This window comes from Deferribacter desulfuricans SSM1 (assembly GCF_000010985.1).
Taxonomy (GTDB): domain Bacteria; phylum Chrysiogenota; class Deferribacteres; order Deferribacterales; family Deferribacteraceae; genus Deferribacter; species Deferribacter desulfuricans.
The window spans coordinates 2,195,001-2,219,391 of record NC_013939.1 but is presented as its reverse complement, the minus strand read 5'-3'; the positions used below and the strand labels follow the sequence as shown (position 1 = coordinate 2,219,391).

Annotated in this window: 25 protein-coding genes (1 of these 25 running past the window's edge); 19 read left to right on the top strand and 6 right to left on the bottom strand. The window is 32.5% G+C overall.

Annotated elements, in window-relative coordinates; all coding sequences use genetic code 11:
• Window position 1 precedes the first annotated feature (1 nt).
• The 4 genes from DEFDS_RS10965 to DEFDS_RS10950 are packed head-to-tail and all read left to right on the top strand — an operon-like array spanning window position 2 to window position 4,021.
• The gene (locus DEFDS_RS10965) at window positions 2–1,162 is read left to right on the top strand and encodes a cysteine desulfurase family protein (protein ID WP_013008858.1); all 1,161 of its coding nucleotides are present in this window, start codon (window positions 2–4) and stop codon (window positions 1,160–1,162) included.
• Between the two features lie 56 nt (window positions 1,163–1,218).
• Window positions 1,219–2,403, top strand: coding sequence for an aminotransferase class I/II-fold pyridoxal phosphate-dependent enzyme (locus DEFDS_RS10960; RefSeq protein WP_013008857.1), 1,185 nt, complete (start codon window positions 1,219–1,221; stop codon window positions 2,401–2,403).
• Window positions 2,400–3,518 carry a hypothetical protein gene (locus tag DEFDS_RS10955; RefSeq protein ID WP_013008856.1) on the top strand — a complete coding sequence of 373 codons (1,119 nt, stop codon included), beginning with the start codon at window positions 2,400–2,402 and terminating at the stop codon, window positions 3,516–3,518. Before DEFDS_RS10960 ends, DEFDS_RS10955 begins: the two co-directional genes overlap by 4 nt.
• Window positions 3,515–4,021, top strand: coding sequence for a permease (locus DEFDS_RS10950; protein ID WP_013008855.1), 507 nt, complete (start codon window positions 3,515–3,517; stop codon window positions 4,019–4,021). The genes DEFDS_RS10955 and DEFDS_RS10950 overlap by 4 nt, the downstream gene beginning before the upstream one ends.
• Here the strand turns inward: DEFDS_RS10950 and DEFDS_RS10945 are convergent.
• The 3 genes from DEFDS_RS10945 to DEFDS_RS10935 are packed head-to-tail and all read right to left on the bottom strand — an operon-like array spanning window position 4,013 to window position 6,713.
• Entirely contained in the window at window positions 4,013–4,498 is a 486-nt protein-coding gene (locus DEFDS_RS10945; RefSeq protein WP_041223756.1) for a DUF456 domain-containing protein, read from the bottom strand. The two genes, DEFDS_RS10950 and DEFDS_RS10945, sit on opposite strands and share 9 nt — an antisense overlap.
• 43 nt (window positions 4,499–4,541) lie before the next feature.
• Window positions 4,542–5,930 (bottom strand): ArsB/NhaD family transporter, encoded by a 1,389-nt coding sequence (locus DEFDS_RS10940; RefSeq protein ID WP_013008854.1) that lies wholly within the window; start codon window positions 5,928–5,930, stop codon window positions 4,542–4,544.
• A gap of 15 nt (window positions 5,931–5,945) precedes the next feature.
• Window positions 5,946–6,713 carry an MBL fold metallo-hydrolase gene (locus DEFDS_RS10935; RefSeq protein ID WP_013008853.1) on the bottom strand — a complete coding sequence of 256 codons (768 nt, stop codon included), beginning with the start codon at window positions 6,711–6,713 and terminating at the stop codon, window positions 5,946–5,948.
• Window positions 6,714–6,840: 127 nt separating this feature from the next.
• Between DEFDS_RS10935 and nhaB the strand changes: the two genes are divergently transcribed.
• Genes nhaB through DEFDS_RS10920 form a run of 3 tightly spaced genes read left to right on the top strand, consistent with a single transcriptional unit; the run spans window position 6,841 to window position 9,295 of the window.
• Window positions 6,841–8,382 (top strand): sodium/proton antiporter NhaB, encoded by a 1,542-nt coding sequence (gene nhaB / locus DEFDS_RS10930; protein WP_013008852.1) that lies wholly within the window; start codon window positions 6,841–6,843, stop codon window positions 8,380–8,382.
• A 50-nt stretch (window positions 8,383–8,432) separates the two neighbouring features.
• Window positions 8,433–8,861, top strand: a complete 429-nt coding sequence (locus tag DEFDS_RS10925) for a nucleoside recognition domain-containing protein (protein ID WP_013008851.1) — start codon at window positions 8,433–8,435, stop codon at window positions 8,859–8,861.
• The gene (locus tag DEFDS_RS10920; protein WP_013008850.1) at window positions 8,846–9,295 is read left to right on the top strand and encodes a nucleoside recognition domain-containing protein; all 450 of its coding nucleotides are present in this window, start codon (window positions 8,846–8,848) and stop codon (window positions 9,293–9,295) included. Before DEFDS_RS10925 ends, DEFDS_RS10920 begins: the two co-directional genes overlap by 16 nt.
• Here DEFDS_RS10920 and DEFDS_RS10915 read toward each other — a convergent pair.
• Genes DEFDS_RS10915 through hslV form a run of 3 tightly spaced genes read right to left on the bottom strand, consistent with a single transcriptional unit; the run spans window position 9,292 to window position 12,273 of the window.
• Window positions 9,292–10,404: a pyridoxal phosphate-dependent aminotransferase gene (locus DEFDS_RS10915; protein ID WP_013008849.1), complete on the bottom strand. Its 1,113-nt coding sequence runs from the start codon at window positions 10,402–10,404 to the stop codon at window positions 9,292–9,294. The genes DEFDS_RS10920 and DEFDS_RS10915 overlap by 4 nt on opposite strands.
• Before the next feature lie 14 nt (window positions 10,405–10,418).
• Complete coding sequence (gene hslU / locus DEFDS_RS10910) at window positions 10,419–11,744, bottom strand: ATP-dependent protease ATPase subunit HslU (protein WP_013008848.1); 1,326 nt, start codon at window positions 11,742–11,744, stop codon at window positions 10,419–10,421.
• A gap of 1 nt (window position 11,745) precedes the next feature.
• The gene (gene hslV, locus DEFDS_RS10905; protein WP_013008847.1) at window positions 11,746–12,273 is read right to left on the bottom strand and encodes an ATP-dependent protease subunit HslV; all 528 of its coding nucleotides are present in this window, start codon (window positions 12,271–12,273) and stop codon (window positions 11,746–11,748) included.
• Window positions 12,274–12,374: 101 nt separating this feature from the next.
• Here hslV and DEFDS_RS10900 point away from each other — a divergent pair, with 101 nt between their 5' ends.
• From DEFDS_RS10900 to fliW, 12 genes are all read left to right on the top strand, one after another.
• Window positions 12,375–12,998 (top strand): hypothetical protein, encoded by a 624-nt coding sequence (locus DEFDS_RS10900; RefSeq protein ID WP_013008846.1) that lies wholly within the window; start codon window positions 12,375–12,377, stop codon window positions 12,996–12,998.
• On the top strand, window positions 12,998–13,762 hold the full coding sequence (gene flgF, locus DEFDS_RS10895) for a flagellar basal-body rod protein FlgF (protein WP_013008845.1): 765 nt from the start codon (window positions 12,998–13,000) through the stop codon (window positions 13,760–13,762). Before DEFDS_RS10900 ends, flgF begins: the two co-directional genes overlap by 1 nt.
• Before the next feature lie 22 nt (window positions 13,763–13,784).
• The gene (flgG, locus tag DEFDS_RS10890; RefSeq protein WP_013008844.1) at window positions 13,785–14,573 is read left to right on the top strand and encodes a flagellar basal-body rod protein FlgG; all 789 of its coding nucleotides are present in this window, start codon (window positions 13,785–13,787) and stop codon (window positions 14,571–14,573) included.
• 6 nt (window positions 14,574–14,579) lie between these two features.
• The gene (flgA, locus tag DEFDS_RS10885) at window positions 14,580–15,440 is read left to right on the top strand and encodes a flagellar basal body P-ring formation chaperone FlgA (protein ID WP_013008843.1); all 861 of its coding nucleotides are present in this window, start codon (window positions 14,580–14,582) and stop codon (window positions 15,438–15,440) included.
• A gap of 139 nt (window positions 15,441–15,579) precedes the next feature.
• Window positions 15,580–16,293 carry a flagellar basal body L-ring protein FlgH gene (locus DEFDS_RS10880; protein ID WP_153801537.1) on the top strand — a complete coding sequence of 238 codons (714 nt, stop codon included), beginning with the start codon at window positions 15,580–15,582 and terminating at the stop codon, window positions 16,291–16,293.
• An 11-nt stretch (window positions 16,294–16,304) separates the two neighbouring features.
• A complete protein-coding gene (locus DEFDS_RS10875) occupies window positions 16,305–17,393 on the top strand; it encodes a flagellar basal body P-ring protein FlgI (RefSeq protein ID WP_013008841.1) in 1,089 nt (362 codons plus the stop codon).
• Window positions 17,393–17,731: a rod-binding protein gene (locus DEFDS_RS10870; RefSeq protein WP_013008840.1), complete on the top strand. Its 339-nt coding sequence runs from the start codon at window positions 17,393–17,395 to the stop codon at window positions 17,729–17,731. Before DEFDS_RS10875 ends, DEFDS_RS10870 begins: the two co-directional genes overlap by 1 nt.
• Before the next feature lie 114 nt (window positions 17,732–17,845).
• Complete coding sequence (gene flgM / locus DEFDS_RS10865) at window positions 17,846–18,145, top strand: flagellar biosynthesis anti-sigma factor FlgM (protein WP_013008839.1); 300 nt, start codon at window positions 17,846–17,848, stop codon at window positions 18,143–18,145.
• Window positions 18,146–18,181: 36 nt separating this feature from the next.
• Entirely contained in the window at window positions 18,182–18,661 is a 480-nt protein-coding gene (flgN, locus tag DEFDS_RS10860) for a flagellar export chaperone FlgN (RefSeq protein WP_013008838.1), read from the top strand.
• Window positions 18,662–18,669: 8 nt separating this feature from the next.
• A complete protein-coding gene (gene flgK / locus DEFDS_RS10855; protein ID WP_013008837.1) occupies window positions 18,670–20,424 on the top strand; it encodes a flagellar hook-associated protein FlgK in 1,755 nt (584 codons plus the stop codon).
• 9 nt (window positions 20,425–20,433) lie between these two features.
• Window positions 20,434–23,940: a flagellin gene (locus DEFDS_RS10850; protein WP_013008836.1), complete on the top strand. Its 3,507-nt coding sequence runs from the start codon at window positions 20,434–20,436 to the stop codon at window positions 23,938–23,940.
• Window positions 23,941–23,954: 14 nt separating this feature from the next.
• Window positions 23,955–24,391, top strand: partial view of a flagellar assembly protein FliW gene (gene fliW / locus DEFDS_RS10845; protein ID WP_013008835.1) — the 5' portion only. Its footprint extends 28 nt past the window's final position; only the first 437 of its 465 coding nucleotides appear in the window; its start codon is at window positions 23,955–23,957; its stop codon lies beyond the right edge, outside the window.

The following is a 24,391-nucleotide window of genomic DNA, read 5'->3' as shown; positions in this document are numbered from 1 at the left end:
AATGTATATATATTTTGACAACAGTGCAACAACCCCAATAGATCCTAGAGTCGTTGAGGCTATGCAACCATATTTTAAAGAGAAATTCGCTAACCCTTCAAGCATCCATGCTTTAGGTAGAGAAATAAGAGAAGATGTGGAAAAGGCAAGAGAGACAGTCGCAAAAAGCATAAAAGCAGAACCTCAGGAAATTATTTTTACAGCAAGTGGTTCAGAGTCTGATAATTTAGCAATAAAGGGTGTTGCTTATGGTTTAAAACATAAAGGTAATCATATAATTACATCTAAAATAGAGCACAAAGCTGTTTTGGAAACATGTAAGTTTTTAGAAAAAGAAGGGTTTGAAGTTACTTATCTTTCTGTAGATAAGAATGGGATTATAGATATTGATGAATTAAAAAAAGCGATAAAAAAAGAAACTATTTTGATTTCTGTTATGCTTGCAAACAATGAAATAGGAACAATTCAGCCAATAGAGGAAATATCAAAGATTGCAAGAGAGCATGATGTTTTGGTTCACACAGATGCTGTACAAGCTATGGGCAAGATGGAAGTTGATGTGAACAAACTGGGTGTTCATCTATTAACATTCTCTGGGCACAAAATATATGCACCAAAGGGTATAGGTGTTTTGTATGTGGATGAAAGGGTGAAAGAGTTTATGGTGCCTGTTATTCATGGTGGGCATCACGAATATGGGCTAAGAGCTGGTACTGAAAATGTCCCTTACATTATAGGGTTAGCTAAAGCGTGTGAAATAATAGACAATGAGCTGGAAAGCGATATTAAAAAGATAAAGGAAGTTAGAGATAGATTTGAGAGTAGAATATTAAATGAAATTCCTGAAACTATTTTAAATGGTCATAAAGAAAAAAGGGTTTGTAGTATATCTAATATTACCTTTAAATATATAGAAGGTGAAGCGCTTATGGTTTATGCTAATGAGGTGTGCTGCTCCACTGGTAGTGCATGCACATCAGATAGCGTAGATGCTTCTCATGTGCTTTATGCTATTGGCGTAGATCCTGTAGATGCTCATGGGGCACTTAGATTTAGCTTTGGAAGATTTAATACTTTAGAAGAAGCTGATAAGGCCGTTGAAATAATAAAAAAGAGTGTCGAAAAATTAAGAATGATGTCGCCACTTTACAATAAAAAATAATTCTGATATTATAATATTAATATAAATAAAATTTGATAATATTTTGGGAGGATTGATTGGCTTTATTTGACAAAGTGTACAGCTTTGATGAAGCAGAAAAGGTCAGAAGGTTGGGATTATACCCCTATTTTAGAGTAATTGAGTCAGAGCAAGATACAGAAGTTTATATAAATGGCAAAAAAGTTTTGATGCTAGGCTCAAACTCTTATCTTGGACTTACTAATCATCCAAAAGTAAAAGAAGCAGCAATTGAAGCTATTAAAAAATATGGTACGGGTTGCGCTGGCTCAAGGTTTTTAAATGGTACTCTTGATATTCATATAGAGTTAGAAGAGGCGCTGGCTGAGTTTGTTGGAAAAGAAGCAGCTATACTTTATTCTACAGGTTTTCAAGCAAATCAGGGAGCAATAGCTCCACTTGTTGGTAGAAATGAATATGTGATAGTAGATAAGCTTGTTCATGCATCCATTATAGAAGGTTGCAGATTAACTCTTGGTAAAATGTTTAGATTCCCTCATAATGATATAAATGCATTAGAAAAGTTACTGTCATCTTTGGAATATGATAGAGGGAAGTTGATAGTTGTTGATGGTGTTTATAGTATGGAGGGGGATTTAGCTGATCTTCCAAACATTATCGAGCTTGCAAAAAGATATAACGCTGAAGTAATGGTTGATGATGCTCACGGTATCGGTGTTTTTGGTAAAAATGGTAGAGGTACATCTGATCATTTTGGTTTAACTGATGAAGTAGCAATAATCATGGGGACGTTTTCAAAATCATTTGCTTCACTTGGTGGTTTTATTGCTTCTACTAAAGAAGTGATAGATTATTTAAAGCATCACTCTAGGTCACTGATTTTCTCTGCTTCTATGTCACCTGCTAATGCAGCTGCAGTGAAAGCTGCTTTAGAAATTATGAAGAGTGAGCCTGAAAGGATAGATCAACTTTGGGCAAATACAAACAGGCTTAGAAAGGGGCTGCAAGAGCTTGGTCTTGATACAGGTAAAAGTGTAAGCCCAATTATACCTGTTCAGATAGGTACAGACTTGGATGTGTTCAAAGCGTGTATGATGCTTTTAAATGAAGGTGTTTTTGTAAATCCTGTTGTTACTCCTGCTGTGGAGCCAGGAAAAGCGATTATAAGATTGTCTGTGATGGCCAATCATACCTTTGAGCAAATAGATTTTGCCTTAGAGAAAATTGAGAAAGTGACAAGACAGCTTGGTGTTTTGGTGTGAATTCACCAGTAAGAATTACTGAGCTTAATATTGATTCAAATCTTGGTGACTTTATAAATTTTCCACATATCCTTTATAAAGATTGCCCTTATTATGTCCACCATCTTAAAATGGAAAGAAAAGAGTTTTTTAATCCTAAAAAAAACCCTTTTTTCGAACATGCAAAGGTAAAATATTTTTTGGCTGAAAAAGATGGAAAATTGGTTGGGCGAATAGCTGGTATTATTGATTATAACTTTATAGAGTTTCATGGTGAAAAAACTGGTTATTTTGGTTTTTTCGATTCAATTAACGACTTAGATGTGACGAAGAGTCTTTTTGAAAAAGTTGAAAATTTTCTTAGACAACAAGGGATAAAAAAGGTTATTGGCCCTTTTAATTTCTCCACCAATCATGAAGTCGGTGTTTTAATGAATCGATATGATGAACCACCAGTAGTAATGATGACATATAATTATGACTATTACCCAGCATTGATAGAATCAAATGGATATTCAAAAGAGATGGATTTATTAGCATATAAGATTGAGGTTGAGGATTTCCCTGAAAGGGCAAAGAGAGCTTATAAACTCTTAAGGGAGAGGCTAAAAGTTGATTTGCGCTCTATAAATATGAAAAGATTTAATGAGGAATTAGATAAGGTAAAAAAGGTTTATAATAGTGCATGGGAGAAAAACTGGGGTTTTGTCCCCATGACTGAGAAAGAGTTTGATTTCATGGCAAAAAATCTAAAAAGTATATTAATCCCTGATTTGTGTATAATTGCAGAATATGAAGGGGAGCCCGTGGGGTTTTCTCTCACTTTACCTGATATCAATCAGATTTTAATAGAATTGAAAGGAAGGCTTTTCCCTTTTGGTATTTTTAAATTTATTAAAAATTTTAAGAAAATAGATTTTGCAAGAGTGATAACACTTGGTATCGTGGAAAAATTCAGAGGGAAAGGGCTAGATTATCTTTTATACTATAAGACATTCGAAAATGGGTTTAAACACGGATTTTATAAAGGTGAGCTTTCCTGGATATTGGAAACTAATAAGCCCATGAGATTAGCTCTGGAAAAGATGGGTGCATATGTTTATAAAACCTATAGAATTTATTCTAAAGAGCTATGAAAAATAATCTGATTATACCTTCAATTATCATGGCATCATTGGCAATATTTTTAATTATTTTGGCATACTTTAATAAAGAAGCATCTGTTGCCAAAGGTTTTAATATCTCTTTTAATATGTTTAAAAATATGTTACTGCTTCTTGTTTTCGCATTTATTATTGCAGGCTTTGTGCAGGTATTAGTTCCAAAAGAGTTTATTGTAAAATTTTTTGGAGAAGGTTCAGGTTTAAAAGGTATAGTTGCTGCAGCAATTGCTGGAGCCCTTACTCCAGGTGGCCCTTATGTTAGTTTCCCTTTAGCTCTTTCACTTATGGAAAAAGGGGCTTCTATTGGAGCAATGATATCTTTTGTGACAGCGTGGTCAATATGGGGTGTTGCAAGACTCCCTCTTGAAATAGGGATTTTGGGATTAAAATTTACCGTATTAAGAGTTGTAAGTACAATATTTTTCCCAATTTTAGCAGGAATTATTGCAAACTTTATAAACGGCTTGTTAAAATAGATTTACACCCATTATAATTACTGTAGAAAAACCTATAGCTAGTTTGATAAAAGTTCCAAGGACTCTACCTTTAAAAACAGCAATACCTCTTTTTATGGCTTTATTCATATCTGCATGTTTAAAGTATTCAAAGACTACAGCCCCTAAAAATGCTCCTAAAAAAGCACCAATTAAAGCTCCAATACCCAATAAAAAAGGTGCCATAAAAATACTCAATATAATCCCTGTAATAATAGAAAAAGTGTAAGTACCTTTTTCAAGTCCATCAGCTTTTGTAGTAAAAAGCCCTGCAAAAAATTCTAAGATTTCACCTAAAACAATTAATATTAAAACGATAATAAAATATTTAAACGTAATCCAGTGTAATAAATAGGCAATCAATGGAAAAACTAAAGAAATTATATTACCTGGTAAACCGAAAAGTGTTGTAATTATTGATAAAGACTGCAAAATAATTAATATCGTTTTAAAGAACAAATTAGCACCTCAAAAAAATGGGGGATACCCCCCCCATCCTATTTTATAAGAAGAATATTAACAGATAAATCATCGAAATAAATATAGATACAAGCATTAGAGGAAAAGCAAGTTTAGTAAATTTCATAAAAGTTATCGGTTTACCTGCCCTTTCAGCAAATCCAGCTACAATTAAGTTAGCACTTGCTCCAACGAGTGTTCCATTACCTCCTAAGCATGCACCAAGTGATAATGCCCACCAGAGTCCTTCTGTCCAGAGTTTAAATTGTTCTGGGTCTGTTGGAGCTCCTTGTAGATGAGGAGCAAGATTTTTTATCAAAGGTATCATGGTAGCAACAAATGGAATGTTATCCACAATGGCACTTGCGACAGCAGATACCCAAAGTATCAACATTCCTGCAATGGTCTTACTCCCTTGGGTGAATTCTAATACTTTTTCTGCCATGAGTCTTATTAATCCAGCTTTTTCAATACCTGTTACAAGTATAAAGAGTCCTAAGAAGAAGAAGATAGTAACCCACTCCACTTCGCCAAAGATGTGATGCATCTCTTCCCCTTCTGCTTTCATTAAAAGGAAAAGGAGTGCGGCTCCGGTGATTGCTATTGTAGCAGGTTCCACTCCTAGAGGGTGTGCAATTACGAATCCAAGAATAACAAGCCCTAATACGACTCCACACTTTTTTAAAAGTTTTGGATCAGTGATAGATTCCTTTTCATTCATAGCAAGTATTCTTGTTTTATTTTCTTCTTTGACAATCATTTTTTTCTTAAAAATGATTTTTAGCAAGAATATAGTGGCTATGAAGATTACAACAACAACAGGTGTTAACATTAAAATAAAATCGTTAAATGTAAGATGTGTGGCACTACCTATCATTATGTTTGGTGGGTCACCAATTAATGTAGCTGTACCACCGATATTTGATGAAAGTATTTCAGCAAAAAGTATTGGATAAGGATCTATTTCAAGCTCATCAGCAATCAACAAGCTTACAGGTGCTATAAGTAAAACGGTGGTTACATTATCTAAAAATGCAGAAAAAACTGCTGTTACCACTGATAAACCAACTAAAATTTTCCATGGCTCCCCTTTTGCCCATTTTGCTACCCTTATTGCGGTATACTGAAAAACGCCAGTTTTCTTTGTTATTGCCACAATAATCATCATACCGGTTAAAAGCCCAAGGGTGTTAAAATCGACTCCCCCACTTCGATGAATATTTCCAGCTGCATCAGTATGTAAAAGTCCATAGATGGCCTCTTCTTGATGCAGGATCCCTAAAAATATCATTATACCTGCACCTAATAGTGCTACAATTGTCCTGTGGATTTTTTCAGACACGATTATTGCATAAGCTGAGAAGAATATGACTGATGCAATTATTAATTGAGTGCTTCCACTTGCTGCTTCATGTGCTACATGCGCATCCATAGGTCATCCTCCATCTTATATTGGTATATTTTTTACACTTTCTTCCTGTTTTAAGTATTTAGTTGTGAAGTTGAAGGTTAAATTGCAATAGCTTACATATTTTTCGATGATATCGTATCTATTGTTTTCTTCGCTAATATGTCCTAAATAAACTGTCTGTAACTTCTTTGTATTTAACATGCTAAGTGCATTAATTGCCTGCTTGTTTGAAAGATGCCCTTTTACAGACTTTATTCTGTTTTTTAAAAATCCTGGATAATTACCATTTTGTAACAATGTGTCTTCATAGTTAGATTCCACTATTGCTAAATGAGAATCATTTAAAAAGTCGATTATATCATCTGTTATGACCCCTAAGTCTGTGGAAAATGTTACCCCTTTGCCGTCAATTATAAAATGATAACCGAATGGCTCTGCTCCATCATGCAATACTTTAAAAGGTGCCACTTCGAAACCATCTATTTTATAAAGCTTTTGTTCATCAAGGATATAAAAATTTGATGGATCAAGTTCGTATTTTTTAGATATTTCTAATGCTGTACCCATGCTACAGAAAACATTTGGTGAAAAATTGTTGATGAATGTCCTTAAACCTTTTGTATGATCGATATGTTCGTGTGTGAGAAACAAAAATAAATCTTTATTTTTTAGTTCATTTTCCTCTAAAGAGTTTAATATTCTTGTAAGTGATACTCCAATATCAATAATTATTATTGAATCATCAGTACATATTGAATAACAATTACCTTTGCTTCCAGATGAAATTATGTTCATAAACATCATAGGTTAAATATTAATTTGAAAAGCGGCTAAAATCAACAATTAGTTTCATTACAGATAAAAAACTGTTTTAGTTGATTGTTTGTTAAAAATAAGGTAGAAGTTTTTAAAATTTTATGGAGGGAAGGTTATGACTTTAACAAAAGCTTTTAAGTTAAACTTTTTAGGTGAAGCCCCGAGCTGGTACAAAAATACTATCATACTGTTTCTTATTATTAACCCTATTTTGTATTTTACAGCAGGACATTTTATTGCTGGATGGGTTTTAATAGCAGAATTTATTTTTACTCTTGCGATGGCTCTTAAATGTTATCCGCTTCCTGCGGGAGGTTTATTGGCTATTGAAGCTGTTGTGATAGGGATGACAGATCCTCATTTAGTTTACAAAGAAACATTACATAATTTTCCTGTTATATTGCTTTTGATGTTTATGGTTGCTGGTATTTATTTTATGAGAGAAGGTTTATTGTTTTTATTTTCAAGATTATTAACGAAAATTAGATCAAAAATTGCAATTTCATTGGTTTTTTCATTCCTTGGTGCTTTTTTATCTGCTTTTTTAGATGCTCTTACAGTAACAGCGGTCATTATAACCGTAGCTTACGGTTTTTATAATATATATCATAAGGTTGCTTCTGGAAAAGGTTTTCATGATGATCATTCGGTAAAAACTGATGAAGAGATAAAAGCTGAGAACAGGAGAGATTTGGATGAGTTTAGAGGTTTCCTTAGAAATTTAATGATGCATGGAGCAGTTGGAACTGCACTTGGTGGAGCCACCACACTTGTTGGTGAGCCACAAAACTTGCTTATTGGACATATGGTTGGATGGCATTTTATGGATTTTTTTATAAACTGTGCACCAGTTTCTATCCCAGTGCTATTTGTGGGTATTATTACATGTTTTCTTTTAGAAAAGTTTAAGCTTTTTGGCTATGGCTACAAAATGCCAGAAAATGTTAGAAAAGTATTAGTAGATTATGTTGAGGATCAGAATAAAAGTTTTGATAATAGAGCCAAAATGAGACTAATTGTTCAGGCAATTGTTGGTGTACTTTTAATTATTTCACTTGCTTTACATGTTGCCGAAGTGGGACTAATTGGATTAATGGTGATAATTTTACTTACTGCATTTAACGGTATAATTGATGAGCACAGAATTGGTCATGCTTTTGAAGAGGCGCTGCCATTTACAGCCCTTCTTGTTGTTTTTTTTACTATAGTTGCAGTGATTCATTCAAATCATCTGTTTCAACCTGTCATTGACTATGTTTTAGGGCTTGAAGGGACAAAACAGCTAGCAGCTTACTTTTTAGCTAATGGTGCTTTGTCTGCAATAAGTGATAATGTTTTCGTAGCTACAGTTTATATGAGTGAAACGGTTAATCACTTTAAAGATATAGTTCCCCTTTTAGGAGAAAATTTGCACAAAGCAACAGCTGAACAGATGGAACAGATAAAGCATTTATGGAAACTTGCTGTATCAATAAATATGGGGACAAATATACCTTCTGTTGCCACACCAAATGGTCAGGCTGCATTTCTTTTCTTGTTAACCTCAGCACTTGCTCCAGTAATTAGATTATCCTACATGGAGATGGTTAAACTTGCTTTTCCATATACAGTAACAATGACAATTACAGGCTTGCTTGCTACGATATACTTTCTATAAAAATTAGGTGGGCTTGTCCCCACCTTTTTTAATATTTTAAAAAGGGGAAAATGAGTCTTTTAGATAAGTTATTCAATGGCTTTAAAAAAGGGTTATCTATTAGTAGTAAAATAATAATATATACATTCCCATTTTATGTTTTGATAGATTTTTTAAAAGCTATAGGTTTTCTTGATAAAATTAGCTTTATTTTTGAGCCTATTACAAAACTAATGGGGTTGCCTGGAGAAGCAGCAATAGTTTTGGTTTCTGGGTTTTTGATAAATCTGTATCCTGCACTTGGTTCTATGGCTGCAATGGATTTATCGGTAAAACAGATTACTATTATTGGGATAGTATTGGGGATCGCGCATAACCTTATTGTGGAAGGGGTGGTTTTATCAAAATCGGGTGTAAAACTTTATATTACGATTAGTTTTAGAGTTATTTTAGCAATAATTACTGGGATTATGGTGAATTTAATATGGAATTTGATTTAATAACATCAGCTACGAATGCATTTAGACTTTCTTTAAAACTTTTTTTAGTAATAGTTTTTATAATGATAGTTTATGAATTTTTTGAAGATTCAAAACTTTATAACAAAATACAGGAAGTTTTACAAAGGCCTTTGAAAAAAGTGGGATTTACACCTAATTCTACAATTACAATGGTGGTTGGTCTTGTTTTGGGGATAGCTTATGGTGCTGGTGTTTTGATTAGAAATGCAATGAGTGGCAAGATGAGCAGTAAAGATATTTTATTATCCAGCCTGTTTTTATCAGTTTGTCATGCTGTGTTTGAGGATACACTACTTTTTGTTGCTATAGGAGGAAACGGCTTTATTATTTTAGGAACAAGAATTCTTTTGGCTTTTTTGGTAGCGATAATTATATCTAAATTTATAAGATTTCAACAAAATAATATAAATTAATTAAGTAAATATTTTTTAAGCCTTTCGACTCCTCCTTTCATATGTGTTATTTCTCTTGTGAAAGCAAATCTTATATACTTGTCAGTGTTATTCTTTCCAAAATCGATACCTGGAGTTATAGCAACTTTAATATCTTTTAATATTTTTTTGCAAAATTCATAAGAATTATCCGTATAATCTTCACAATTAGCCCAGATATAAAATCCACCCTGAGGGACAGTTTCTATTTTAAAAATATCTTTTAACTCATTATAAAGAAAGTCGCGCCTTTTTTCGTAGACTGTTTTCACATAATTTAGATATTCATAATCAAAGGCAGCAATACCAGCATATTGACTAATGGTTGGAGCAGATATAAACATATTTTGCTGTAATATTTCCCCCATCCTAATTAAAGATTCTGGTAAAATTATCCAACCTGCTCTTATACCAGGCATACAAAAATATTTTGAGAATCCGTTTATTACTATAGCATTTTCATTAAATTCTAAAGCTGAATACTCTTTAAAATTTTCATAAACAAGTCCATGATATATTTCATCAGAAATGAGATATATCCCATTTTTTTCGCAGTAATTAGCTAAATCAGCTAAGTTGTTCTTATCGTAAATTGTGCCTGTGGGATTTGCTGGAGAAGAAATTAATAAAGCTTTAATTTTCTTATTTTTAAGCATATCTGCAGTAATCTGATAATTTGTAGTTTTATCAACATGGATAGATATAAAATTGGTTTTTAGTATTTTAGCGATATTTTTATAACATGGATAAGTGGGATCACTAAAAGCTATATATTCATCTTTTTGACACAGGAGTGAAAAAGCAAGGCTAAATGCAGATGATGTACCCATTGTAACGATAATTCTTTCAGGATCTATTTTAAGATTGTATTTCTTTTTATAAAACTCTGATATCTTTTCTCTTAAAGGGTATATCCCTTTAGATTCTGTATAGCCGAATGATTCTTGTAATTTATTTGCCATCATTTCAATAACTTTTGGAGACGGTTTTATATCAGGCTCACCCACTTCAAAGTGGATTGAGTCATCAAACATTCTTGATTCCCTTATGATATCCATTACAATAAATGGGTCGATATCAAAGTTTTTCATAACAGCCCCTTTTGTTAAAGAACATATTTGGTTAGATTTTCGTCTCTTATTATACCGGTTAATTTTTCTTCTACATATTTTGCATCAATTACAATTTGCTTATTTTCAATATCAGGTGCTTCAAATGAAATTTCTTCTAATAGTTTTTCCATTATGGTGTGTAACCTTCTGGCACCAATATTTTCATTTGTTTTATTAACATAAGTTGCAATCTCTGCAATCTTTTCGATACCATCTTGTGTATACTCTATTTCAACTCCATCTGCTGCTAAAAGGGCTTTATACTGTTTTGTTAACGCATTTTCAGGTTCTGTAAGAATCCTGACAAAATCTTCTTTTGTCAATGAGTCAAGTTCAACTCTTATAGGGAATCGCCCTTGTAACTCTGGTATTAAATCGGAAGGTTTTGCTATGTGAAAAGCACCTGCAGCGATAAAAAGGATATGATCAGTTTTCACCATCCCATATTTTGTCATTACTGTTGAACCTTCGATTATTGGTAATAAATCCCTTTGAACCCCTTCTCTAGAAACATCAGCGCCTTTATAACTACCACTATCTCTAGAACAAACTTTGTCAATTTCGTCTATAAATACAATACCAGACTGTTCAACTCTTTTAATCGCTAAAGCTTTAACTTCGTCCATATCTATTAATTTATTTGCCTCTTGCATTTCTAAAACTTCTAAAGCTTCTTTAATTTTGATTTTCTTTTTTTTCTTTTTCCCAGGGAAAAGATTTTTGAACATATCTTGCAAATTTACACCTAAATCTTCCATCCCAACATTTGTTAGTACTTCTATTTGTGGGCCAGCATCTTCCACATCAATTTCTACAAACCTGTCATCTAGTTTACCATCTCTTAGCATTTTTCTAAACTTTTCTCTTGTTTCATCATCTGAAGGGGTGCTAGCAAAACCAGAGGGCCTAGGAAGAAGCAAGTCTAAAATCCTTTCTTCTGCATTCTTTTTAGCTTTTTCACGAACTTCATTTTTTTTCTCAGATTTCACAAGGTTTATAGCAATTTCTGTCAAATCTCTTATCATAGACTCAACATCTCTTCCAACATAACCTACTTCAGTAAATTTGCTGGCCTCAACTTTAATGAATGGAGATTTAGTTAGTTTTGCTAATCTTCTAGCAATTTCAGTTTTACCCACTCCAGTTGGTCCAATCATTATTATATTTTTGGGAGCAATTTCATCTTGCAATTTTTCAGGCAGTTGAAGTCTTCTCCATCTGTTTCTTAATGCAATAGCTACTGCTTTTTTTGCTGATTTTTGTCCAACGATATATTTATCAAGTTCTGCAACTATCTGTTTAGGTGTTAAATTTTCCATGTTAAAACTCCTCTACTATTAAATTATCATTTGTATATATGCAGATTGAAGCTGCTATTTTAAGCGATTTTTCTACGATTTCTTTGGCAGTTAAATTAGAATTTTCCACTAAAGCTGTTGCTGCTGCCTGAGCATATGGCCCCCCTGAACCTATTGCTGCTACATTATTGTTTGGTTCAACCACATCACCATTCCCAGTTAATATATAAATATTATTTTTATCGGCCACTATCATCATAGCTTCTAATCTTCTTAGATATTTATCAGTGCGCCAATCCTTAGCAAGCTCAACAGCAGCTCTCAAAAGCTGACCGCTATATTCGTTTAGTTTTTTTTCAAATCTTTCCATCAGTGTAAATGCATCTGCAGTAGAACCAGCAAAACCACATATAACACTATCGTTGTATATCTTACGCACTTTTTTTGCATTGTGTTTTAAAACAGTATGACCAAAAGTTACCTGCCCATCTCCTCCCACAGCTATCTTACCATCTTTTTTAACGGCAAGTATTGTTGTTCCTTTAAACATTAGCACCTCCTCTTTGACTTTGCTTATAATATGCAAAAAGGAAAAAGTTTCAAACGGTATTTTTGGCATGTGGGTTGCTTTAAATATGACAGGAGGTTTTTATGAGGAAGATTTTTCCTTTCATAATTATTTTGGTATTTTTAGGTTGCTCTTATAAGTCAACAACTATTGAAAGTTTGAGTAAAAATGTTAGAAAACCTATGTCAAATGGGTATTTGTATTTAGCAGCTTTAATAGAGGCAAAAACAAATTTTTCTTCACTCTTATATGATAAAACAAAAGTAAAAATTGTTTATTCTGCAGAACATTCACTCAATAAAATATATAATAATAAAAAAGTTTATATTATGCCCTTTAAAAAGCTTGTTGGTCAAAAGGTGGTTTATGATGAAACGTTAAAATCAGTAATAAAGAATTATATAATATTTAACAGGTTTGCGTTAGTTACTGAAGATATTAATGAGGCTGATTATGTAGTTTTTGCAAATCTAAAAAGTTCATTGGATAAAAGTTTTGGTGAAAATTTTTCTCAAATAACAATTTCTGTGTATGATAAAAATGAAAACATTGTTTTTTATAGTGTTGTTAAGGGTATTTCTGTTTCAGATGATAATTTTTGGTATTACCCAACAAAATCAGCAAAACCAACTTCATATATATCATTAAAAACTATGGAATATTTGTTAAAAAAACAGTTTCCGAAAGCCTTTGAAAGGGGGGCATAATGTTAAACGGTCTTTATACGGCAACAAGTGGTATGTTAGCACAAAACAGAAAACTTGAAATTATCAGTAATAACTTAGCAAACATAAACACAACATCTTACAAAAGGGAAGATGCTATATTTCGAGATTATCTGTATCATGATAAAAGAACTCCTCAAGATATTATAAAAGCTAGTGAATATAACAAAACTATTAATAATACTGTTTCTTTAGATTCAATTTACACCGATTTTTCACCAGGGAATTTAAGGCAAACAGGGAATAGATTCGATTTAGCTCTTGAAAACAAAAATACTTTCTTTGCTGTGGAAACCCCCTTTGGAATAAGATTTACTCGTGATGGTCATTTTACACTTGATAAAGATAGAAGGCTTGTAAATCAGGATGGGTTTCCAGTTTTGTCAAGAAATTTTGAAAATAACGAAGGTATTATTTTACCTGACGGCGAAGTTACTATTACCGAAAATGGTGAGATTATGGTTGATGGGGTTATTTTGGATCAGCTTTTTATTGCAGAAGTGGATGATCCATCAAAAATGCAAAAAATGGGTAGAAATCTTTATGCTGCTATTGGTTTTATGCCGGATGAATCTACAAATCCTGGTGTGAGGCAGGGTTATTTGGAGGGAAGCAATGTTAATCCAGTAAAAGAAATGGTTTCTATGATTGAGTCTATGAGAGGGTTTGAAACATATCAAAAAGTGATTCAGACAATTGATGAAATAAATAGCAAATCTTCTAATGATATTGGAAGATTAGCATAGAAAAGTGACTAGGAGGTAAAAAATGTTAAGAACTTTATGGACAGCAGCAAGCGGAATGACTACACAACAGATAAATATTGATAATATTTCTAATAATTTAGCTAATGTAAATACTGCAGGTTTTAAGAAGTCAAGAGTAAATTTTGAAGATTTGCTTTATCAAGAATTAAAACCTGCTGGTGGTGTTACTGCTGCAGGTATAAATCACCCTACAGGTATTCAAATAGGTTTAGGATCAAAAGTTGTTTCAACAGAGAAAATCTTTTCTCAAGGTAACTTCCAACAAACTGGTAACCCTCTAGACATTGCAATTGAAGGGGATGGGTTTTTCCAAGTAACTTTACCTGATGGAACTATTGGGTATACGAGAAATGGTTCTTTTAAGGTTGATGCAGATGGTAATCTGGTAACTGCTGAAGGGTATCTTTTGGAGCCAAACATTGCGATTCCTGACAATGCTCTTGAAATAATTGTTGGTGAGGATGGTACTCTTTCAGTTACCCTACCTGGAGAAGCTGAGCCAACAGAACTTGGTCAAATTGAGCTTGCAAAATTTATAAATCCTTCAGGGCTTAGATCAATTGGGAAAAATATTTATTTGCAAACAGCAGCAAGTGGAGAGCCCACAACTGGTATCCCTGGTGAGGATGGATTTGGTACATTGGCTCAAGGTATTTTAGAAATGAGTAATGTTAATGTTGTCGAAGAGATGGTAAATCTCATAACTGGGCAGAGAGCTTATGAGATAAATTCAAAAGCTATACAAACTGGTGATGAAATGTTGCAAATTGTAAATAATCTAAAAAGGTAAGCTGAGATGAAAAAAAGTGGTTTAATACTACTTTTTATTTTATTAATTGCTGCAGTAAGCTTTGCTACAGAAATAAAAATAGATAAAGACTGTTTATATGACAATGATCTGTTTTATGATGGTGTAGGTGATAAAATATTGTGTGGTATTAAACCTGGTGAAAGTAAAACAATACATACCAGTTTAGTTAGAAAGTTTTTATCAAAAGGCTATAAACAACCAAAATTTAATACAAAGGATTTACTTGTTGTAAAAAGGGATGGGCAAAAGATAGATGAACTTTTTATTAAGAATAAAATTTTTGAGCTTTATAGACAAAAATTTCCCGATGTTGATATCGAAATTGCAAAGATAACAATTCCAAATAATATCTATTTTAGCAAAGACAGAGGTTTAATTTTTAAATTTATGAATGATGATTATTTCGGTTCAGTTTATTTTTTGCTTTCCACATATTATCATGAATATAGAATTTATGCATATATAAGAGGGTATAAAGAAGTTTATGTGACAAAAAGTAGGGTTAGTAAAAATGAAATGTTGACTGATAAAGTTGAAAAAAAGAGAGTTGAAATAACCAAAATTCGTGGATTTCCGTGTGAAAAAATAGACAATGTTGTTGCAAAAAAAACTATCCCTAAAAATAGGGTTGTAACAAATGCGTATGTAATACAGAAACCAGATGCTTTTAAAGGGGATTATGTTACCGTATTTTATAAAGGGGAGAATGTTTTTATCAAAGCAAAAGGGATATTGCAGGAAAATGCATACAGGAATAAATATGTAAAAATCGCTAACCCTTCTTCAAAAAAGATATTTTTTGCTAAATATTTGGGTGGCAGAAAAGCTATAATTATAGATAACTGATAACATTTAAGAAATTAGAAAGTAATAAAAAAATTGTATTTTTATTGTGTAACATTTTCAAACAAGGAAAAAAATTCATTCTAATTTTGGCAAATTTCTTGCTTTATAATTTTTAAAATGAATAGAGAGGGGTTTTATGATGAAAAAGAACTTTACGATATCTCTCATCATACTAAGTTTTATGTTTTATGGATGCGCTAAAAAAGTGGTTACAGAGGTTCCCTCTACTGATTATAAAAAAGAGATAGAAGAATATAGAAAATACCAAGCTCAAAAAAAACCATCCCCATCATTATGGACAGATATGGGTAATTATGGAACATTTTTCTTAGATTACAAAGGGAGAAAAGTTGGTGATATAGTAATTGTAAAGATTGTAGAATCTTCTTCTGCTACAAACTCTAATACCACCAAAACATCAAAATCTACTTCTTATAAAACAGGGATTACAAATTTACTTGGTTTACCAACTAATTTGGGGATGAAAAACTTTTTAAACTCTGGAAATCAGTTTGACCCAAATATTGATGCATCAACGAGCAATTCTTTTAACGGAAAAGGGCAAAAACAAAAGTCTGATCAAGTTACAGCTACTATTGCAGCAAGGGTCATCGATGTTTTACCTTCTGGAAATCTTGTGATTGAAGGGCATCGAGAAATCATCGTTGATCAGGAAAAACAGATTATTTCTGTAAAAGGTGTTATTAGGCAAAAAGATATTGATGCGACTAATACTGTTCTTTCAACAGCTATTGCTGATGCACAAATAACTTATACTGGCAAAGGTATGTTAAGCGATGTGAATAAAAAAGGTTGGTTGGCAAATGTAATTGATTGGGTATGGCCATTTTAGGAGGTTGTAAGATGAGAAAATTGTTGAGTTTTTTGATAGTTATAATTTTTGCTTATAACTCATATGCTTATGTGAAAATTAAGGATATAGCTCAAGTAAATGGGATACGTGACAACCAACTGATAGGCTATGGTTTAGTGGTGGGATTAAATGGTACTGGTGATAAATCTGGTACCGAATTTACTATCCAATCTCTCGTCAATATGCTTGATAGGATGGGGATTACTGTAGATAAAGATAAGGTTAAGGTTAAGAATGTTGCAGCAGTTATGGTTACAGCAAAACTCCCCCCTTTTGCAAAAGCAGGTACAAGAGTAGATGTAACGGTATCATCAATTGGTGATGCAAAGAGTTTGGAAGGTGGGACATTGTTAATGACCCCTCTTTCAGGTCCAGATGGTAAAATTTATGCAGTAGCACAAGGGCCTTTATCTGTTGGCGGGATGAATGTCTCCTCAGGTGGTGGTGGAACAGTAAAAAACCACCCTACAGTAGGTAGAATACCTAATGGCGCATTGGTTGAAAGAGAGATCCCGTATACTCTTGACAATAATTATATAACACTAGCATTTGAAAGGGATAGTATTTCTGATCTTATTAAAGCAAAAAATGCAATTAATAAATATTTTAGACAGGAGATAGCTTTTGCTGATTCTCCTAAAACTATAAAGGTAACAATACCTGATTCTTATAAAAATAATTTTTACGACTTTTTAGATAAAGTGTTGCATATAGAAATTGATCCAGAACCTTCCTCAAAAGTTGTTGTTGATGAAAGAACTGGGACTATTGTTATGGGTTCTGATGTGAGAATAAGCACTGTCGCTGTTTCTCATGGTAATCTTACAATTAAAATAACAAACACTGTCGAGATAAGTCAGCCTAATTCATTTTCACAAGGGACTACTGCAGTAACTGCAAATCAAAATACAGAAGTAAAAGAGGAAGATGCAAAACTTATGGTTATTCCAGAAGGTGTAAGGATTAGCGATTTAGTAAAAGCATTAAATTCGCTTGGTGTATCCCCTAGAGATTTAATAGCAATTTTACAGGCAATAAAGGCAGCTGGTGCATTGCAAGGTGAGTTGGAGGTTATCTAATGAATGTGAGTAAAGTTGATAGTATCGCTCAGAAAAATATGCAGCTGGAAAAACTTAAAAAAGCATGCGCAGATTTTGAAGCTCTTTTATATCATGAAATGTTTAAAAGCAGTAAAACGAATTTTGGTGATGGTTTATTAAAGAAAACCTTAGCCGATGATGTGTATAAAGATATGTTTTATATGGAAGTTTCAAAAATAGCAGCAGAAAGAAGCGAAAATGGAGTTAAAGATTTACTCTATAATTTTTTATCTAAAAGCATAGTGGGAAATGATTACTCGAAATATGGGAAAAAATTATCTGAAAATACATTTAATTATAAAGATATTTTGGCATAGGAGTTGCTTTAAAATAATTAGTTGCAGTTAGAAGAGGTTGTTTATATTTGTATTTTTTGCTAAAGTTTAAGTTGTAAGTGCCGATATTCTCTTTAGGTATAGTTGGAGGCTATTATGAGGATTGAAGATAAGGTAAAGTTAGGTTATGAAAACCTTGTTAAAGTTGACAACAAAAAGGATGTCAAAAAAGATGCTAAAAGTGCTGATGTAAAGACAGAAAAGCATGATAGAGTAGAAATATCAGATGATAGAAAAAAAGTAGAAAACTTAAAGCAAAAAGTTAAAGAAGCCTCTGATATCAGACAAGAGAAAATTGATCAAATAAAGAAAAAGATAGAATCTGGCACTTACGACGTTAGCGGCAAAAAAGTTGCAGAAAAAATAGTAAACCTTGCGATAGACAATCTCTTCTAACTGTAACTCATAACAGACAACAATTTGGAGGATATGATGGAAACAATCCAGGACCTTATTTCTGTGCTCAAAGATCAGAAAAAATTATATGAAGAACTCTATCAAGTACTTATGGATGAAAAAGAAGGGATTATTAATTGGGATATAGACAAAATGATGGAGTTACCAAAGGTAAAAGACACCTTTTTTTATAAAGAAAAGATGCTTGAAGAGTCCAGAAAAAAGATTGAATATAAACTAGCAGAGCAATTTGGAAAAGAAATTAATAACTTAGATGATATTTTAAAAAATCTTGAAGATTCCAAATTAAGAGAAGAGCTTATAAGTTTGAGAGATGAGCTGTTAAGTTTGATTGATAAAATTTATTTGGAAAATAATAAAATCAAGATGCTTTACAATACAAATCTAAAATTGATTTCGGATTTCTTTTCTCAAGTTGGTATTACTGAAGAAAAGTCTGGTTACAATATTAAAGGTACACCTGTTTTTAAGAAAGCTGCTGGTAGAGGTTATTAGGAGGGCTTATGCCTAATATATTTGGTATTTTTCAGACCGGTGTTTCTGGATTGATGGTTTCTCAAGCTGGTATCGATGTTACTGGACATAACATTGCGAATGTAAATACTGAAGGCTACTCTAGACAGAGATTGAGCATAGAAACAGAAATCCCTCTGTTGATTCATCCTGGCCCTTTTGGTAGAGGGGCTAAGGTATCGTCAGTGTTAAGAACTTATGATGATGTATTGGCCAAAAATTTAAGAGATTCTACATCTAACTTAAGATATTATGAGTCTTTGCAGCAGTCTTTAGAAAGTGTAGAAACATATTTCAATGAGCTTGAGGCTGGATCCGGTTTAGGTGATGCATTAAAGGAGTATTTTAATGCTTGGAGTGACCTATCAAATACTGCTCCTGATAAGTCTGATGAAGCAACTGTTAAAAGGGTTACATTAATAGAGAAAAGTGAAACTTTGATACAAAAAATACATGATGGATACCAATCAATAGAGGAGGTTAGAAATAGATCTGATGAAAATATAAAAGAGTATGTTAAGGAGATAAATGATTTGGCAGAGAATATAGCATATTACAACTTTCAGATTGCTAAAACAGAAACTGGCGGTGATCATGCGAATGATATGAGAGATAAAAGGGAACTGTTATTAAACAAAATGTCTGAGCTAGTTAATATAAAAACATTTGAAAGAGAAGATGGGCAGATGAGCGTATTTATTGGAGGGATTGCTATAGTTGATGGTTCCACAGCCAATAGCCTTTATGCTGTAGAAAACGACGAGAATGATGGGCATTATGATATTTATTGGGGAGCACATCTTATAGATAAAGCGCAAGTAAACATAACTGATAAAATTAGCTCAGGAAGGATGTATGCCGAATTAAAAGCAAGAGATGATGTTTTAAAAGGGTATCAAAATACGTTGGATGAGTTTGCCAAGAATTTAATTTTAAAAACAAACCAGATACACTCTTTAGGACAGGGGCTAAAAAGATTTAGCCAAATTACTTCCACAAACGGTGTTGAAAACCCAAGCTATAAATTTTCTGAAGATCCTGGGAAATTGCAATACGATATTAATAAAGGGGTTTTTAGGATAACAGTTTATAATTCTGATGGCTTAAAAACGGATGATTTTGATATCGAAGTTGATCCAAGTAAAGATAGCTTAAACTCTATTATCGAAAAAATTTCTCAAGCGGATGGTAATGCAGGTGGTGGAATTATACAGGCATATTTATCTGAAGGTGGAAAGTTAAAAATACAGGTAAAAGATGGATATACTTTCAGCTTTAGCGAGGATAACTCAAATATATTAGCAGCTCTTGGTATGTATGGCTATTTCAAAGGGACTGATGCAAAAACTATAGAGCTTAACGATATTGTTAAAAATGATAACTCATTTATTGCAACTAGCAAAACTGGTGAGCCGGGGGACAATCAGATTGCATTAGCAATTTCAAATCTAAAATTTAATGAAGTTTTTGATGAAAAAGGTGTTACATTTGATCAGTTTTATACAACTTTTGTATCACAGATTGCCAGTGATAAAAAGCAGGTGGATACTTTTGTTGATGCTAAAAAAGAGGCTGTTAATCAATTAACATTAAAACTTGATGAGGTAAAAGGGGTTTCTCTTGATGAAGAATTTACAAATCTTATAAAATTTCAAAAGGCTTATGAAGCTAATGCAAGGTTTATCACAGCTGTTGATGAAATGCTTGATAGATTAATTAATGGTACTGGAACAGTGGGCAGATAGGAGTGACATATGAGAGTCACATTTAACACTTTATATATTAAAAACCAAAATAATATCAGAAAAAGTTTGGAACGTATGACTCTTGCCAATGACAAAGTTAATAAAGGTAGAAATCTTTTAGCTCCTGAATCAGACCCTGTTTATTACGCTAGCGCTATAAATATTCAAAGAATGATTGATGAAATGGATCAATTTAAAAGAAATGCTGATAATGCTTTGACCTGGATAACGAATGAAGATAACGAGTTACAAAATGCATCATCACTTATCAGTAAAGCAAAAAACGAGTATGCTCTTGCAGGTTTAAATGATTCTCAAAACGAGACAAGCAGAAAGGCATTGGCAGGGGATGTAAAAAATATTCTTGATTCGATGGTTAGTATTGGTAATGCTAATTATTTTGGAAGATACATTTTCGCAGGGTATAAAACAGATACTAAACCTTTTAGTTATGATGATAAAGAGATTAAAGGTGTTAGTGTTGATAGTGGTAGCCAAGGTGTTGAGATAATAAAGAAAAGGACTTTTGCAGACTTAAAGGAGTTAGATGAAGGGAATTATACTGTCGATATTCAAAAAGTTAATGGAAGTGCAGATTTGATAAAAGTAATTTTGTACGATTCATCTGGCAATAAAGTTTTTATAGATTCAAATAGCAGTGACGAATCAGCTAAAAATGGGAATATCACCACTACAGAAATGACGGTAAAATATGAACCTGGTAAAGTTATTAACCTTGGGGTTGGTTTTGGGATAAAATTATCAGAAGAAGATTTTAGTAAATTTCAAGGTGCAAAAATTTCCTTCAATTATAAACCTGGTGATGATATTAGGTATCATGGTGATGAGGAGAAGATAAATGCTAAAATCGGTTATTCCCAAGATGTTACACTAAATCTAACAGGCAAAGATGTATTTTTAGCAACTAATAGGGTTCTAAAAGGGACAGGGTTTAATACAATAAACGGTTTACCTATTACCGAAACAGCCAAGTTTTTAGATATAGACAATATTAATATTTCAGAAGCTGATTATATAGAAGTAAGTGGTACTGATCATCTTGGTATGCCAGTAGGTGTTGCTAAACTGTGGTCATCAAGCAGTGTTGATCTTGATATGACCACAGCTACAGAAGAAGAAAGGTCAATTATAGTTGGGTATGGTGGTTATAGTGAGAAGATAATTCTTGATCAAAAAGCCTACCAGGATATCGAAAGTGTAGTCGATACTATTAATAATAAGCTGTCAGAAGATTTGAAAAATTATGTTAAAGCTTATGCTGATGGTGACAAAATCTTATTGGCTACTACCGAAGCTGGTGCTTATGTGAGGTTAACCGTAGAGGGTAGTCAAAACAATAAACTCGGTTTTGAAGATCCAAATAATAATGGTTTTGTAGCTTTTGGAAAATCGAGAAGATTCTTTGTCGGCTACGATGATTTTAAAGATTTTGACAGTACAAATTATCAGTCTCCTATGGTTAATGTTTTGGACAATGTATCGGGTAATAATTTAAAGTTATTAATAAATGGTGTTGAAACAGTTTTTAGTACAGGTAGTGATATTGATACGACTAAACTAAATATTGAAAATGCATTAAAAATCAAAGGATTACTTAAAAATATAAAAGTTAATGTGAATGTTGGGAGTAATAGTGGTTACAAAATTACTCTTGAATATTTAAATGTAGATAAAGGTAATGATGTTTATTTTGATACTGCTATATATGATAGTTCAGATGCTTTAATAGGTCATGCTTTTACAACTCCAAGAGGTGATACTTATCCATCATACGAAGGAAGCAAGAGTGTTGGTGATTTCCTCAAATTTATAGAAGATTTATATGATAACACTGTAGACGCATATATAGATAATGGACAACTTGTAGTAAAAGATTTAAGAGACGGTAAGAGTAGGCTGACATTAAAATTAAACGAAAGTAATACTGGGATTGGATATCCAGAGGTAAATAAAAATGTAGTTTTTACAGGTAAATACACAGGGGGAGTGGATACCTCTTGGCATTTTGAATATGACTCTTCAAATGATATTTTAAAAGTGACATCTGGTGGATCAACGATTAAAGAAATTAATAATTTTAAGGCAAATTATTCTGATAAAGAAGTTGATTTAGGTTATGGTGTAAAAATTCTAATAAATTCAAATAGTTTAACTTCAGATAACGTGTTTGATCTTGATTTAAAAGCCAACAGCAATCTGAATTTTGGTGATATGAATATTATTCAAGATGGGAAAAACGTTAATGTTTTTAAGACACTTAAAAACTTATATGATGCTTTGAATCTAAATATTGCTCAAGGTGGTATAGGTGCTCCTTCTGCATGGAGAGATGAAAACTTTAAATCCACAGCAAATCCATTTTTAGATGGGGAATTTCGAGGCAACTACAACGACAAATGGGTTTATCAGGTAGAATCTCTTGATAATAAAAATGAATTGTACTTACAAAATGAATTAACTTATTCTGTAAATGCGCCAACCGATTTTTCTAATCCAATTAATTTCAAATTAAATTTAAAAACTGACAGTGGGTTGAAATCTAAAACTTTTAATATAAATTCTTCAAATATTGATTCTTTTATTAATACGCTAAACCAAGACGACTTTTTAATCCAATATGGGATAAAAGCTACTTATTATGAGCAAAATAATAAAATTGTTTTTCACTCAGGAAAAGGCACTCAAGAAATAAGCGTGACTACTAATGATAATAATACAGCTGACCAATTTTTTGGAGATACAAATTACATTAATACTGTTTTTGGTCAAAAAGACGCAACTATTGATTTGTCAGATTATCCTAATGAAAATGTAATATTGAGAATATATGATAATAATGGATCTGAACATAATATCTCAATTAAGGCTAAAAAATATAGTAGTATTGGTGAACTAAAAAGTGCTATTCAGTCTGAATTGGATGCAAACAGTATTTCTGTAACAGTTGGAAATGTGGGTAACAGATTGGTTTTGACAGGTAGTGGTTCATTTTCTAATTTGCATGTCTCTGGTGATTACGAAGGCATTTTAGGATTTTACAAAGCTGGTGATGAGGTAAAAATAAAGGTTAGTAGTGAGCCAACCGGTGAGTTGATAAATGAAATTACTTTAGATACAGCTGGTGAGGCTTATGATGTTGCTGACGGTGTTAAGTTAGGGTTTGATAAAGGTAACTTATATGCAACAGATTCTTTTACTGCTACAGTTGGATCTGGCATTGATTATGAACTTCCTATATTGGATAGAGCTGAAACACAAATAGGTGAAGCATTAACAATTGTTGGGACACGCCAAAATAGAGTTGATAGCGTAATAAATTTTCACACAACATTTACAACAAGCAATGAGGAAATAAAAGCTAAGTATCTTGGCTCCAGAGAAGTTGATATGACAGATGCCATTACACAATTGCAACTTGCACAACAGGCATATCAGGCAGCACTTGCTGCAACATCAAGATTATTACAGATTTCAATTTTAGATTTTTTAAGATAAAATAGGAGGACATTATGAGTAAAAAAGCATTAATGGAAAAAGAGATGGAAGAATTTATCTTGAATTCAAAAAAAGTTGGCCAAATTAAATATAAAGAAAGTGATTTAATCACTCTTGCTTCACCTTTGCTAGGTTTCCCAGATTTGCATGATTTCCTCTTGTTAGAAGATGACGAATATTTCCCTTTCTTATGGTTTCATTCTGTAGAAGATCCTAATGTAGCTTTTGTAGTTTTGCCAGTTAAGACTTATTTTAATGATTATAATCCTAGGATACCTAAAAGAGAATTAAAAGTACTTCAGGCCAAAGATATATCTGATTTAACATTTTTTGGTATTGTAGTTGTTCCAGAAAATCCAAAAGAGGCAACCATTAATTTAAAGGCGCCACTTATTATAAATCTTTCAAAAAAGATTGCAAAACAATTAATTTTGGATGATGATAGGTATGA